The following is a 13,271-nucleotide window of genomic DNA, read 5'->3' as shown; positions in this document are numbered from 1 at the left end:
TACTATTATTTTTATTTGTCCTCTCCGAAGGAGAGGAGCAGCTACACGCGGGTATTTCCTGACTGTGACTGCCGCGTTATTATGGCGAACTGTACCCGTCCGGTGGCTCCCCTCTCCTTCGTAGAGGGGACGGGGGATGAGGCCAAAAAAAGCCCCAACTCTCGTCAGGGCTTCCTTTATAATTAAGCTAATCAGCTGATTATGACAATAAAGCGTCGATAGCAGCAGTATATGTTTGTTTAGGGGCAACGCCTACCTGGCGGCCTACTACCTCACCATTCTGGAATACCAAAACGGTAGGGATGTTACGGATGCCATATTTAGCAGCAAACTCCTGGTTTGCGTCTACATCAACTTTTCCTACTACGGCTTTGCCTTCATATTCGTGGCCTATTTCTTCAATGATTGGGCCTACCATACGGCAAGGGCCACACCATGCTGCCCAAAAGTCTACCAATACGGGTTTATCTGATTTCAATACTAGCTCTTCAAAAGTAGCATCTGTTATTGCTTGTGCCATTATTTCTTCTTATTTTATTAATAGTAATTCGTTACACAAAATTACAAATTATAATCTAAATGTTAAGTTAAACATATCGCTTTTACCTATAATCGCATAAACAAAACTTATCCTGTTAATTAAGCTTGAAGTTAACCTGTAACCTGTCAAGTTCCTGTAATAGTTCGTTACTTATCTGTACCTTCAGCTTGCGGCTCGGCATGGTGAGTTTTGTAACTATCTGTACACTTTCCGTTTCTACAGCCGGAGCGGTTTCAAGTTCTTCATCAAACTGCTCTTCGTCCATCTCATCGGTAACCTCGGTTTCCCTTAGTGTTACTTTCGCAGCGGGTTCCGGTGCTTTCTTCACCTTTTCCAGCTCCATTACCTCAAAGGTTACCTGGTGGTCGCCTTTGTTACCGGTAATTAATTTAAACAGATTAGTTATCAGCTGCTCCTGCAAATCAATTACATTAAATTGTATAATGAGTTTCTTGGCAAACGTAGGCAGTACATCCTGAAGGTATTGTATAGCAGTAAATTGTAGTCTCGGCTCGCCTTTTTTGCCTTCGGCATTCGTCCATCCCTCGCGTACCATTACCTTTATAAAGGTAAAATTGTTACCTATAAGGAAGTGGCGGAACTTAAGGTACTCCTCGCCGTATATCCTGAACTCATAACTCTCATCATAGCCTTCCAGCATAAACGCCGCCCAGCCCTTGCCGTTCTTGGCTACGCGGTGCTGCACGTTAGATATGATGCCACCAAAACTCAGGTTTTTATTTACATGGGGCTCAAGGTTTTTCAGTGCTTCGAGCCTGTGGCTGCAGAAATACTTCATCTCAAATTTATAATCGTCAAGTGGATGGCCGGATATATAAATGCCTACTACTTCTTTTTCTTTGGCAAGTTTTTCCATCGTACTCCATTCTTCACATGGCGGTACTACAGGCTCAGGTATCTGTACTTCGCTGGCTTCGCCAAAAAGGCTTACCTGGCTTGAATTTTCGTTTTCCTGCGACTTTGCCCCATAGCGTATTGCTTTTTCAAGGAAGCTGATGTTATCGCCCTCGTCAAGGTAAAAATACTGCGCGCGGTGGGTTTCTTTAAAACAGTCAAAACCTCCCGAAAGTGCAAGGTTTTCAAAAGCTTTTTTATTAGCCGAACGCAAATCGATGCGCTTGGCCAAATCAAATATCGATTTATAGAATCCGTTTTTACGGTTCTCTACAATGGTTTCTACCGCACCGGCACCTACGCCTTTTACGGCACCCATGCCAAAGCGTACCGCACCGCTGTCGTTAACCGTAAATTTATAATACGACTCGTTAACATCAGGACCAAGCACCTGCAAGCCCATACGCTTACATTCTTCCATAAAGAAGGTAACCTGTTTAATGTCGTTCATGTTGTTACTCAGCACCGCAGCCATATACTCGGCAGGGTAGTGTGCCTTAAGGTAGGCCGTTTGGTAGGCAACCCAGGCATAGCAGGTAGAGTGGCTCTTGTTAAAGGCGTAACTCGCAAAGGCCTCCCAGTCTTTCCAGATTTTTTCAAGCACCACCGGGTCGTGGCCCTTTTCGGCAGCCTGGGCTACAAATTTGGGCTTCATTTTATCCAGTACGTCCTTCTGCTTTTTACCCATCGCTTTACGCAGTACGTCGGCCTCACCCTTGGTAAAGCCGGCCAGCTTTTGCGACAGTAGCATCACCTGCTCCTGGTATACGGTAATGCCGTAGGTTTCCTTAAGGTATTCTTCGCAGGCGTCGAGGTCGTACTTTATTTCTTCCTCTCCGTTTTTACGGCGTACGAAACTCGGGATATATTCTAACGGGCCGGGGCGGTATAGGGCGTTCATGGCAATAAGGTCGGCAAACACGGTAGGCTTAAGGTCCTTCATGTATTTTTGCATGCCGGGCGACTCATACTGGAACACCCCTACAGTTTCCCCACGCTGAAATAGTTCGTATGTCTTTACATCGTCTATAGGGAATTCCTCAGGGTCGAGGTCTATGTTGTGCTTGTACTTTACAAGCTTAACGGTATCTTTAATAAGGGTAAGGGTCTTTAACCCCAGGAAGTCCATCTTAAGCAGCCCCGCGCTCTCTACCACCGAGTTATCAAACTGGGTAACATACAGGTCAGAGTCTTTAGCAGTGGCTACGGGAACAAAATTTGTAATATCATCGGGGGTAATAATTACCCCACAGGCGTGTATGCCCGTATTGCGCAGCGAACCCTCAAGCACTTTGGCCTGCTGTATGGTTTCGCCGGTAAGGTCGCCACCATCGGCCATAGCGATGAGTTCCAGCACACGGTCGTATTCTTCAGACCGCAATGCACCTTTAAGCGCATTTTGGTCCATGGTAAATATCTTCGCCAGCTTCATGTTCGGGATGAGCTTGGCTACCTTATCCGCCTCAAAGAGCGGCAGGTCGAGCACGCGCGCTGTATCGCGGATGGACGATTTTGCCGCCATGGTACCATAGGTAATGATTTGCGCTACCTGGCTGGCACCATATTTATTGATAACATAGTCCATAACGCTGCTCCGGCCTTCATCATCAAAGTCGATATCTATATCGGGCATTGATACCCTGTCCGGGTTTAGGAAACGCTCAAAGAGCAGGTCGTAGGCAATAGGGTCAATGTTGGTTATCCAAAGGCAATAGGCCACCGCGCTACCCGCCGCAGACCCACGCCCCGGCCCCACGGAGACGCCCATACGGCGTGCTTCGGCAATAAAATCCTGCACAATAAGAAAATACCCAGGATAGCCTGAATTTTCAATGGTCTTTAGTTCAAAATCTAAGCGCTCCCGAATATCATCGGTAATAACCTTGTAGCGTTTTAAAGCGCCTTCGTAAGTAAGGTGCCGCAGGTAGGCATTCTCACCGCGCTTGCCGCCGTCGGCCTCGTCTTCGGGCATAAGGAATTCTTCCGGAATATTGAATTTTGGCAGTAGTACGTCGCGGTACAACGAATAGGTCTCTACCTTATCGGTAATTTCCCGGATGTTTGCAATGGCTTCGGGCAGGTCTTTAAACAGCGCCTTCATTTCGTCGCCGGGCTTAAAGTAATATTCATTATTAGGCAGCCCATAACGGAAGCCGCGGCCACGCCCCTTAGGGGTAGCCAGCTTTTCGCCGTCTTTTACGCACAGTAAAATATCGTGCGCGTGGCTGTCTTCTTTGTTTACATAATAAGTATTGTTGGTGGCAACCAGCTTTACGTCGTGCCTGCGGGCCAACTTTATGAGGGTATCGTTTACACGGTTCTCATCTTCCTGGCCATGGCGCATTAGTTCTATGTAAAGGTCGGCGCCAAAAAGGTTTTTCCACCACAACAACGCATCTTCGGCCTGGTTTTCGCCCATGTTAAGCACCTTGTTAGGTATCTCGCCATAGAGGTTGCCCGAAAGGACTATAAGGTCGTCTTTATATTGCTCTATAACTTTTTTATCAATACGCGGCACGTAGTAAAAACCGGCCGTGTAAGCAATAGACGCCATCTTGGCAAGGTTGTGGTAGCCTTTTTTATTCTTAGCCAATAGCACAACCTGGTAACCGTTATCCTTGCGCGATTTATCCTTGTGGTCTTCGCATACAAAAAACTCACAGCCTACAATGGGTTTTATAACAACCTCGGCAGGTTGTTCACCAGCCTCAATAGCGGCTTTGTTTTTGGCTTCAGCCGCTTTGTTATGGTTCATAACAGCGCTCACAAACTGAAATGCCCCCATCATATTACCGTGGTCGGTCATGGCAACGGCTGGCATTTTATATTTGGCCGCTGCCGTTATCAGGTCGGGTACCGCTATGGTGCTTTGCAGTACCGAAAATTGCGTATGGTTGTGCAGGTGTACAAAGTCTACGCCTGTTATATCAATTTGCTCAACAGGCCTTACGGCTTCAATCTTATCAGCACCACGCAGTCGCTCGAGGCGCTGGCGTACTTCTTCACTCGCTTTTTTAAGATTGATGTGCTTAAGGCCTATCAATTGTATGGGCTGCGGGTTTACCGTGCGGAACTCATGAAAGTAGGTAGGGTGTACATCCAGTTCTTCTTTGGTAAAAATTTCGCGTTTAACCAGCTCCAGGAAACAGCGTGTAGTAGCTTCAACGTCGGCTGTGGCGTTGTGCGCTTCGGCAAAGGGCTCGTTAAAAAGGTACTGGTGCAGTTCGGTTAGCGTAGGTAGCTTAAATTTACCGCCACGCCCCCCGGGAATCCGCAATAATTCGGCCGTGATTTCGGTACAGGTATCAAGCACTTTCATTTTACTGAGGCGGCTTTCTACGCCGTGGCGGTAAAACTCGGCACCCATAATATTTACGTCGAAGCCTACATTCTGGCCTACTATAAATGAAGCTTTATCGAGCGCCGCGTTAAAACGGGTTAGGGCATCGGCAAGCGAAATGCCCTGCTCTGTGGCAAGGTCAGTCGATATACCGTGTATACGTTCCGCATCATAGGGAATATTAAATCCATCAGGGCGTACAATGTAATCCTGGTGATCAAGCAGGCGGCCCATATTATCGTGCAGCTGCCAGGCTATCTGTATGCAGCGGGGCCAGTTGTCTGTATCGGTTATGGGCGCATCCCAGCGTTTGGGTAATCCGGTTGTTTCCGTGTCAAATATCAGGTACATAGCAACGAGTGGACTTTTAGGTAGTTAACGGCAAATCTGCGTAAAAAAGTGCCTGTAACAAAAATAGGATTTTTTGTTTATACAGTAATACGGTTATGTGTTAATTCGGTAATTCGGAAGAAGAGGTAATTCGGGTAATAGGTTATTCAGAATAACACAATGATTGGCTATTGGAAGGCATCCAAATCAAATAACCGAATTACCGTATAACCCACCTGGCAAAACAAAAAAAACCGGCATAAAGCCGGTTTAAAAATATATTTTGTGTATTTTTTTCAGTATTAGTAACGACTACCACGGTCTCCACCGCCATAGCCACCGCCGCTGTTGCCGCCACGGTTGTAACCGCCGCCGCCATTACGGTCTCCACCACCATAGCCACCGCTTCCGCCACGGCTATTACGGTCTCCACCACCAAAGCCTCCGCCACGGTTGTTGCTAAAGCTCCTTTTAGGCTGTTGTGGCCTGGCTTCGCTTTGGTTAACAACAATAGTACGGCCGCCTACAGTAGCGCCATTCAGCTCATCGATTGCTCTTTGGGCTTCTTCTTCGTTTGGCATCTCTACGAAACCAAAACCTTTACTCCTGCCGGTCATTTTATCTGTAATAATTTTTACAGACTCTACCGGTCCATAAGCCTCAAAAGACTCTCTTAAATCTGCCTCGCCCAAGCTGAACGGAAGGCTTCCAACGAAAATGTTCATAAAAAACGATTAAAAAATGTTTGTATAGGGTGTTTGTACTCCTGCCTGAAAAAAAATAAATGCAGGCGCTTTACAAATGTAACTTTATTTAATTACATAACACCGATTTATTTTAATTTAATATAATTTTAATATTTGAGTTTCAAAAAGATACAAAAAAAAGCCCCCCGCTTATAGCGGGGGCTGTATAATATACGCTGCGGCAATCTCGTTAAGGTACTGCCGTAACAATAGGTACTTTGTAAAACCATCCTTTTTGGAATGATACTTCATATCCGTCACTGTCTACCGCTAAAAAGGTAAAGGTGCCGGTAATATATCGGCCCGTTGTGCCTGTAAGATTGGTTTCCCGTGGGTCAGGGCTTATCCTTATCTGGCCGCCCGCAAGCTCATCCATGGTAGAGTATTCATTAGAGATGCCATCGGCAGAAAATTCATAGTGTGCCATACTTGAAGCGCTGCCGCCAAGCTGGTAAGTTCCAGGGTCAGTATCTGCAACCCTTAAAGATAAGGTCTCAAAATCGCGGTGCGCTGTTATGGTAAGCGAATTGTCTGAGCCTATAGTGGCCGTAAAGTCTTCCGCCTTCCATACTTCATTATCTTTAAATCCCTGTACGGCGGGATTATTAAATTTAACATCGTCTTCACACGAAGCAAAAACAATTATTACCAGTAAAAGCGACAAAATTCTTTTCATTATATTTAATCTTAGAAGGGGTAACTCAAATTTTACAACGACAAAAATAGTTTTTTATAGAATATATCCTAATCAAAATGAAATAAATCATAATAAAATTTAAAAAAATAAATTTAATGCGTTGGTGAAAATCATAAAATCGCCCATTTTAGTTATTTGTATTAATGTTTTTAATATATTTGCACCCTAAAATTAACAGGGGTCGGGAACCCCACAAAATCTTAAAAAGATGCCTGTAAAAATCAGATTACAAAGACACGGTAAAAAAGGAAAACCTTTTTACTGGGTTGTAGCGGCTGACAGCCGTTCTAAAAGGGATGGTAAATTTCTTGAAAAATTAGGAACTTACAACCCTAACACTAACCCTGCAACTATAGAGCTAAACGTTGAGAGTGCCGCACAATGGCTGCACAACGGCGCACAGCCTACAGATACTGCAAGGGCTATACTATCTTACAAAGGTGCTTTACTTAAACACCACCTTGATGGCGGCGTGCGTAAAGGTGCACTTACACAAGACCAGGCTGACGAAAAACTGGCTAAATGGCTTGAAGAAAAAGCAGGTAAAGTAGATGCTAAGAAAGGTAACCTTTCTGACGCTAAAGCCGATGCTAAAGCAAAAGCACTTGAAGCTGAGAAAAAAGTTAACGAAGACCGTATTGCTGCTGCAAAACAGGCTGAAGCCGATGCAATTGCTGCTGCAAACCCTGTTGCTGAAGAAGCTACAGAAGAAACTGCTTCTGAAGAAAACACAGAAGAAACCCAGGCTTAATTTATATTGGCGCCATGCGTAAAGAAGATTGTTTCTATTTAGGCAAAATCGCCAAAAAATTTAGCTACAAAGGCGAGGTACTGGCCTGGCTGGATACCGACGACCCCGGGTATTTTGAAGATATGGAATCAGTGTTTGTTGAATTAAACAAACACCTGGTTCCATTTTTTATTGAAAAAAGCCGCCTGCACAAAAACGACTTTTTGCGCATACAGTTTGAAGACATGGACAGCGAGGAAGCTGCAGACCGCATTATGGGCTGCGACATTTACCTACCCCTTACCATGCTGCCCAAACTGGAGGGCGACAAGTTTTACTTTCACGAAATTATAGGCTTTACCGCTTCAGACAAGCGCCTGGGCGAAATAGGAACCATAGTAGGCGTAAACGACACCTCGGCACAGGCCCTTTTTGAAATTAAAAAAGGCGACATAGAGATACTTGTGCCCATGGTAGACCACTTTATTGTAAAGGTAGACCGCGAAAACAAAACCATTTTCCTGGATACACCCGATGGGCTGGTTGACCTTTATTTGGGATAGTTTATTTGTTTAAAGTTTCAGGTTCAGAGTTACTTACTCAAACACGCTAAATTGTTTTGAGTTCTTAGTTCGTTATCGACCTTTTCATACCCCATTTATATATGAGTGAAGCTCAATCTGACCCGAAGGCAAAGCCCGAACAGGCAAAGCAAATCTACAATCTGAAATCATAAATAGAAATGTTCCAGTTCAAACAATTCTCCATACAACAGGATAAAACCGCTATGAAGGTTGGTACCGATGGCGTATTGCTGGGCGCGTGGGCTCCTGTAGCGCACCATCCTTATGCTGTACTTGATATTGGTGCGGGAACCGGACTCATAGCCCTGATGCTGGCGCAGCGCAGCGGGGCAGAACAGATTGACGCCATAGAAATAGACGGCGATGCCTACGAGCAGTGTGTAGAGAACTTCGAGGCTTCCCCTTGGGCTGACCGCCTGTTTTGCTACCATGCCGGGCTGGATGATTTTATGGAGGAGTGGGAAGACGAGTATGACCTTATAGTAAGCAATCCGCCTTTTTATACCGAAGACTATACCAGTGGCGATGCCCGGCGCGATGCCGCACGTTTTGAAACCTCGCTACCGTTTGAAGACCTTGCCGAAGCAGCAGGCATATTACTGAGCGAAAACGGCATGCTTGCCATAATTATACCCTATAAAGAAGAAACCCGCTTTACAGCATTGGCGCGTGAGGAAGGTTTGTACCCTATTAAGATTACCCGAGTAAAAGGTACGCCTGAAAGCGACATAAAACGCAGCCTCATGGCCTTTAGCCGCCATGAAACCAATAATATTGCTACCGATGAACTGGTTATAGAAACCGCCCGCCATAAATATACAGATGAGTATATTACGCTGACGAAAGATTTTTATTTGAAGATGTAAAAAGCGGCCCGAAAGCCGCCTTAACCTACTGTATTTTTGCCATAAAAAAATTACTGATTGGTAATTGTATAGGTACTTCGGTCTCCCCGGCCTCTATGCCGGTAACCTCCAAATGTAACCATACCTGCACGCCCTGCTGGCTGCCCACGGTTCTTTTAGCCATACGTAACACTGCACCTTTGTCGGTTACAGGGTCAAAGATACCGCCTTCAATCCACTTTTCAGACAGGCATTGCGGACAAAACAATGGTTGCTGGGCCGGATGTATCCAGCTTAATGATATTTTAGAGGTCGTGTCGTTTGGCAAAGCTATTAAGTTATCGCTCATATAGTCAATGTCAACACCGTCTTTTATATATCGGTATTTGCCTACTAAAACATCTTCGCAAAAATAATCCACGTTAGAGAATATTTTCTTCAGTTCCATTTTAAAATAGAAACCCGGGCCTGTATATTCATATGCTCCCTCAAAGCCGTTTAAAACATTATTCATGTCTTTGTAATAAACTAAATGTTCTATTTCGCCCATATTTTCCAGTGGTTTTGTAGTTTGGTAAACCTGTGCTATTGCAGATAGAGGTATAAACAACAATATTAAAAAATAGATTTTTATTACACTGTCCGCTTGCTTATTAATATTAGGTAACAGGCACATGCTCTTGAAAGTTTCAAAAGTGCTTTTCATTTAATATGGATGGTTAAAGTTGGCGCTTACTCTTTTAACGGGTTTTCTGCTTACCCCTTGCATTGCAATACGTTACAATAATAGTAATTATATTGGAACGATGTAAATATTTTTATCGCTTATTTAAGTTATTTAACTATTGCCCACAATGATCAATAAATCTTTCAATTACATTTTCACTATTTAAAACACTTATAATTCGTAAGCGGTATTATTTAATTCAAAAATCACAACAAATCATTATACATTTGTTAGAAATCTGCCTACATTTGTGGTGTTTAAAATCAAACAAATGAAACCCGATCTTTTCCAGGCTCCTGATTATTACAACCTTGACGAATTACTAACCGACGAGCACAAAATGGTGCGCGATGCTGCCCGCGAATGGGTTAAGCGTGAGGTTTCTCCCATAATAGAAGACTATGCCCAGAAGGCAGAATTCCCCACACAAATTATAAAAGGCCTTGCAGAGATAGGTGCTTTTGGGCCTTACATCCCTGAGGAATATGGTGGTGCGGGCCTCGACCAGATAAGCTACGGCCTCATTATGCAGGAAATAGAGCGCGGCGACAGCGGTGTGCGCAGTACGGCTTCGGTACAGTCATCGTTAGTGATGTACCCGATATGGAAGTACGGCAACGAGGCCCAGCGCAAAAAATACCTGCCTAAGCTGGCCAGCGGTGCGTTTATGGGCTGTTTTGGCCTCACCGAACCCGATTATGGCAGTAACCCCGGCGGCATGGTAACCAACTTTAAAGATAAAGGCGACCACTACCTGCTTAACGGCGCCAAGATGTGGATAAGCAATGCGCCTTTTGCACATATTGCCGTAGTGTGGGCAAAAGACGAAAGCGGACGCATACACGGCCTGATAGTAGAGCGCGGCATGGAAGGCTTTACCACGCCCGAAACCCATAACAAATGGTCGCTGCGTGCTTCGGCTACGGGAGAGCTTATTTTTGATAATGTAAAAGTACCCAAAGAAAACCTGCTGCCTAACAAGAGCGGACTGGGCGCACCGCTGGGCTGCCTTGACTCTGCCCGTTACGGTATTGCATGGGGTGCTATAGGCGCCGCGATGGACTGCTATGATACCGCCCTGCGCTACAGTAAAGAGCGCATACAGTTTGACAAGCCCATAGGCGCCACACAGCTGCAACAGAAAAAGCTTGCCGAAATGATTACTGAAATTACCAAGGCGCAGTTGCTTACCTGGAGGTTGGGCGTGTTGCGCAACGAAGGCAAAGCGACCACTGCCCAGATAAGCATGGCCAAGCGCAACAACGTAGATATGGCCCTTACCATAGCCCGCGACGCACGGCAGATGCTGGGCGGTATGGGCATTACCGGCGAATACAGCATTATGCGCCACATGATGAACCTGGAAAGCGTGGTTACTTATGAGGGTACGCACGACATCCACCTGCTTATTACGGGTATGGATGTAACGGGCTTTGCGGCTTTTAAGTAAAAGTAATTCATAACATAAAACACCCCGAAATTCTTTTGCTTTTCGGGGTGTTTCGTAATTCGTCTTTTGGCTTTGCGAGAGGGACAATTTTTACAGTAAAAACTACATTTGCGAGCTAGGTTTACATAAGCTGCCCTACACTAAAATTTTGTAGCTTTACAGATATCCATTCGCCATGAAAAAAAGCTTTTTATTGATACTATTGGCGTTAGCTGCCTGCAAAAATGAAACGAAAGAAACTGTTGAAACTGTTACCGATACGGTTGTAATTGACACAACAGCCATCCGCGTTGCCGAAGAAAAAGCGGGGGAAGATAACGAACCCATAGCACCCGAACGTACCACAGCCAACCCTGATGAGTATGTTACCGGGCATTTTGTATCCAATAAAGACGTGACTGCTATGGCGACCTTGGTACGGGAGCGGGAAGGCAATCCATCGGAAGATGGTACTGCGGCAGCCTACAGCATTACTTTTAACGACCCTAATATACCAGCCCTGCCGGCAGGCTGCTGCGAAATGATTTTGGTAAACGAAGGCGACCTTAATGGTGACGGCCTCGATGAGTTGGGCTATGCGCAGGCACCCATGAACGGCTGCGTGTTTTACTATTATGTTTACACCTACAAAAACGCTAAGTGGAAACAGTTCATTGAACCCTTTGTAATACCCACCGGATGCGATGGCATTAGTCGCGCTGATATGGAAAAAATAGTTTTTAAAGAAGGTAATGTGATTTACTTTATGCAAACCGATATGAATGACGAGGACATGGAAAAGGTAAAAACCAAAGCTAAGTTGTTGTAGTAAATAGCCCAGTAAAGCTACTCCCTCTCCTGAGGAGAGGACGTCCTCACCCAGCAATTCATCACATGGTCATTAACCATACCTGTGGCCTGCATGTGGGCGTAGATAATGGTGCTGCCCACAAACTTAAAGCCTCGCTTTTTAAGGTCTTTGCTTATTTTGTCGCTTAGCGGTGTGGTGGCGGGTATCTGCCCCATCGCTGTAGGTTTGTTGTCAACAGGCTTGCCATCGGTAAAGGCCCAAAAGTACTTGCTAAAGCTGCCAAACTCCTGCTGCACTTTCATGAACAGCTGCGCATTTACTATGGCGGCATTTACTTTTAATTTATTACGGATAATACCTGGGTCGGCCATCAGGCGCTCACGGTCAGCCTCGGTGTATTGGGCAATCTTTTTATAGTCAAAATTGTCAAATGCAGCGGCAAAGGTTTCGCGGCGGCGCAGTATGGTTATCCAGCTCAGCCCCGCCTGAAAGGTTTCCAGCAGCAGGAACTCAAACAACGTTTCATCATCATATACTGGTTTGCCCCATTCTTCATCGTGGTATTTTTGGTACAGCGGGTCGGCACCGCACCAGTCGCAGCGAATTTTATCGTTCATCATTTGCAAGTTGTTTGTCGTGGTTGTGTACATATTTTTCTATCAGCCAGTGACCCAGGTAAATGAGCGGCGTCATGAGTACAGCTATCACAAGTTTTACGGTATAGTTAGTAAATCCAGCTTCTATATATACCGGCAGGGTCATTTTTCCGATGGCGTAAAAGGCAATGCCCAGCACAATAAACGAATCAAAGAACTGCGAAATTACCGTAGAGCCGGTACTGCGCAGCCATATCATTTTATCGCCGGTTTTTTTCTTAAAAAAGTGAAACAGCGTAACATCTATAATCTGTGACACGATAAAGGCCGTAATACTGCCCACAATAATCCACATGCTTTGCCCAAATACCGCCGTAAACTGCGCATCGGTAACCCAGCCCGGGCCGTTAGCCGCAGGTATCGACATTGCAAAATACAGCAATATAAAACAGTACGCAATAAGTATAGCCGTTATAATGGAAAGGCGGCGTACACCCTTTTGCCCGAAATATTCGTTTATAAGGTCGGTTGTAATAAATACCACCGGCCAGGGTACCACCCCTACGCTCATAAGGTATGGGCCATACCCAAAGATAGGCCCTATGTTGATGAGTTTGCCGCCAATGAGTTCGGCAACAACGGCATTGGTTATAAAAATTCCGGCTAGGATTACGTACAGGGTACTTTTACGGTTTTCGAACATAGTAAGTGTAAAACGTAAAGTTACAGAAAATTCCGTATGGCATTATATCAACAAGCGTTAAAGAAGGATGGCATTTGCCTTTTGAGTAATATTTTGCTGGCCGCGTTTTATTTACGAGGCAATTATAAATGCCATATGACACCGTTTGAGGCAAACAGCATTCTGTTATACGCGGATATTAAAACAACATTATAAAAAATGGAGGGCACAAGGTTTTAAAATCCTGTGCCCTATGTACTTAGGTTTGGGAGTAAGGTAATCCCGAATACACTAAACA

The 13,271-nt window shown here is 45.0% G+C and carries 12 protein-coding genes; 5 read left to right on the top strand and 7 right to left on the bottom strand.

Annotation, left to right across the window (positions count from 1 at the left end; genetic code table 11):
- Window positions 1–199 precede the first annotated feature (199 nt).
- The 4 genes from trxA to ACLI09_RS12740 form a co-directional block, all read right to left on the bottom strand.
- Window positions 200–520 (bottom strand): thioredoxin, encoded by a 321-nt coding sequence (gene trxA, locus ACLI09_RS12755; protein WP_411420007.1) that lies wholly within the window; start codon window positions 518–520, stop codon window positions 200–202.
- Window positions 521–635: 115 nt separating this feature from the next.
- Window positions 636–5,147: a DNA polymerase III subunit alpha gene (gene dnaE / locus ACLI09_RS12750; RefSeq protein ID WP_411420006.1), complete on the bottom strand. Its 4,512-nt coding sequence runs from the start codon at window positions 5,145–5,147 to the stop codon at window positions 636–638.
- A 281-nt stretch (window positions 5,148–5,428) separates the two neighbouring features.
- Window positions 5,429–5,851 carry an RNA recognition motif domain-containing protein gene (locus tag ACLI09_RS12745; protein ID WP_411420005.1) on the bottom strand — a complete coding sequence of 141 codons (423 nt, stop codon included), beginning with the start codon at window positions 5,849–5,851 and terminating at the stop codon, window positions 5,429–5,431.
- A gap of 211 nt (window positions 5,852–6,062) precedes the next feature.
- Complete coding sequence (locus ACLI09_RS12740) at window positions 6,063–6,548, bottom strand: DUF6252 family protein (RefSeq protein ID WP_411420004.1); 486 nt, start codon at window positions 6,546–6,548, stop codon at window positions 6,063–6,065.
- A gap of 229 nt (window positions 6,549–6,777) precedes the next feature.
- On the opposite strand from ACLI09_RS12740, the gene ACLI09_RS12735 reads away from it, so the two are divergent.
- The 3 genes from ACLI09_RS12735 (at window position 6,778) to ACLI09_RS12725 (ending at window position 8,749) form a co-directional block, all read left to right on the top strand.
- Window positions 6,778–7,320, top strand: coding sequence for a 30S ribosomal protein S16 (locus ACLI09_RS12735; protein WP_411420003.1), 543 nt, complete (start codon window positions 6,778–6,780; stop codon window positions 7,318–7,320).
- 14 nt (window positions 7,321–7,334) lie between these two features.
- Entirely contained in the window at window positions 7,335–7,862 is a 528-nt protein-coding gene (rimM, locus tag ACLI09_RS12730; RefSeq protein ID WP_411420002.1) for a ribosome maturation factor RimM, read from the top strand.
- Between the two features lie 179 nt (window positions 7,863–8,041).
- Window positions 8,042–8,749: a tRNA1(Val) (adenine(37)-N6)-methyltransferase gene (locus ACLI09_RS12725; RefSeq protein ID WP_411420001.1), complete on the top strand. Its 708-nt coding sequence runs from the start codon at window positions 8,042–8,044 to the stop codon at window positions 8,747–8,749.
- 25 nt (window positions 8,750–8,774) lie between these two features.
- Here the strand turns inward: ACLI09_RS12725 and ACLI09_RS12720 are convergent, their stop codons facing one another.
- Entirely contained in the window at window positions 8,775–9,404 is a 630-nt protein-coding gene (locus ACLI09_RS12720; protein ID WP_411420042.1) for a DUF6705 family protein, read from the bottom strand.
- A gap of 322 nt (window positions 9,405–9,726) precedes the next feature.
- Here ACLI09_RS12720 and ACLI09_RS12715 point away from each other — a divergent pair, with 322 nt between their 5' ends.
- Together ACLI09_RS12715 and ACLI09_RS12710 are read left to right on the top strand one after the other, a co-directional pair.
- A complete protein-coding gene (locus ACLI09_RS12715) occupies window positions 9,727–10,905 on the top strand; it encodes an acyl-CoA dehydrogenase family protein (RefSeq protein WP_411420000.1) in 1,179 nt (392 codons plus the stop codon).
- Between the two features lie 175 nt (window positions 10,906–11,080).
- Complete coding sequence (locus ACLI09_RS12710) at window positions 11,081–11,713, top strand: hypothetical protein (protein ID WP_411419999.1); 633 nt, start codon at window positions 11,081–11,083, stop codon at window positions 11,711–11,713.
- 17 nt (window positions 11,714–11,730) lie between these two features.
- On the opposite strand, the gene ACLI09_RS12705 is transcribed toward ACLI09_RS12710, so the two are convergent.
- Together ACLI09_RS12705 and ACLI09_RS12700 are read right to left on the bottom strand one after the other, a co-directional pair.
- Window positions 11,731–12,312 (bottom strand): DNA-3-methyladenine glycosylase I, encoded by a 582-nt coding sequence (locus ACLI09_RS12705; RefSeq protein ID WP_411420041.1) that lies wholly within the window; start codon window positions 12,310–12,312, stop codon window positions 11,731–11,733.
- A complete protein-coding gene (locus ACLI09_RS12700) occupies window positions 12,302–12,994 on the bottom strand; it encodes a queuosine precursor transporter (protein ID WP_411419998.1) in 693 nt (230 codons plus the stop codon). The genes ACLI09_RS12705 and ACLI09_RS12700 overlap by 11 nt, the downstream gene beginning before the upstream one ends.
- Window positions 12,995–13,271 lie beyond the last annotated feature (277 nt).

This window comes from Flavobacterium sp. RHBU_24 (genome assembly GCF_046613695.1).
In the GTDB taxonomy this organism is placed as follows: domain Bacteria; phylum Bacteroidota; class Bacteroidia; order Flavobacteriales; family Flavobacteriaceae; genus Flavobacterium.
The sequence above is the reverse complement of the archived record's forward strand: the minus strand, read 5'-3'. Positions and strand labels throughout refer to the sequence as shown.

Excerpts from the sequence above, each read along its gene's own strand:
- trxA (WP_411420007.1), bottom strand. The coding sequence starts at position 520 with ATGGCACAAGCAATAACAGATGCTACTTTTGAAGAGCTAGTATTGAAA.
- dnaE (WP_411420006.1), bottom strand. The coding sequence starts at position 5,147 with ATGTACCTGATATTTGACACGGAAACAACCGGATTACCCAAACGCTGG.
- ACLI09_RS12745 (WP_411420005.1), bottom strand. The coding sequence starts at position 5,851 with ATGAACATTTTCGTTGGAAGCCTTCCGTTCAGCTTGGGCGAGGCAGAT.
- ACLI09_RS12740 (WP_411420004.1), bottom strand. The coding sequence starts at position 6,548 with ATGAAAAGAATTTTGTCGCTTTTACTGGTAATAATTGTTTTTGCTTCG.
- ACLI09_RS12735 (WP_411420003.1), top strand. The coding sequence starts at position 6,778 with ATGCCTGTAAAAATCAGATTACAAAGACACGGTAAAAAAGGAAAACCT.
- rimM (WP_411420002.1), top strand. The coding sequence starts at position 7,335 with ATGCGTAAAGAAGATTGTTTCTATTTAGGCAAAATCGCCAAAAAATTT.
- ACLI09_RS12725 (WP_411420001.1), top strand. The coding sequence starts at position 8,042 with ATGTTCCAGTTCAAACAATTCTCCATACAACAGGATAAAACCGCTATG.
- ACLI09_RS12720 (WP_411420042.1), bottom strand. The coding sequence starts at position 9,404 with ATGTGCCTGTTACCTAATATTAATAAGCAAGCGGACAGTGTAATAAAA.
- ACLI09_RS12715 (WP_411420000.1), top strand. The coding sequence starts at position 9,727 with ATGAAACCCGATCTTTTCCAGGCTCCTGATTATTACAACCTTGACGAA.
- ACLI09_RS12710 (WP_411419999.1), top strand. The coding sequence starts at position 11,081 with ATGAAAAAAAGCTTTTTATTGATACTATTGGCGTTAGCTGCCTGCAAA.
- ACLI09_RS12705 (WP_411420041.1), bottom strand. The coding sequence starts at position 12,312 with ATGAACGATAAAATTCGCTGCGACTGGTGCGGTGCCGACCCGCTGTAC.
- ACLI09_RS12700 (WP_411419998.1), bottom strand. The coding sequence starts at position 12,994 with ATGTTCGAAAACCGTAAAAGTACCCTGTACGTAATCCTAGCCGGAATT.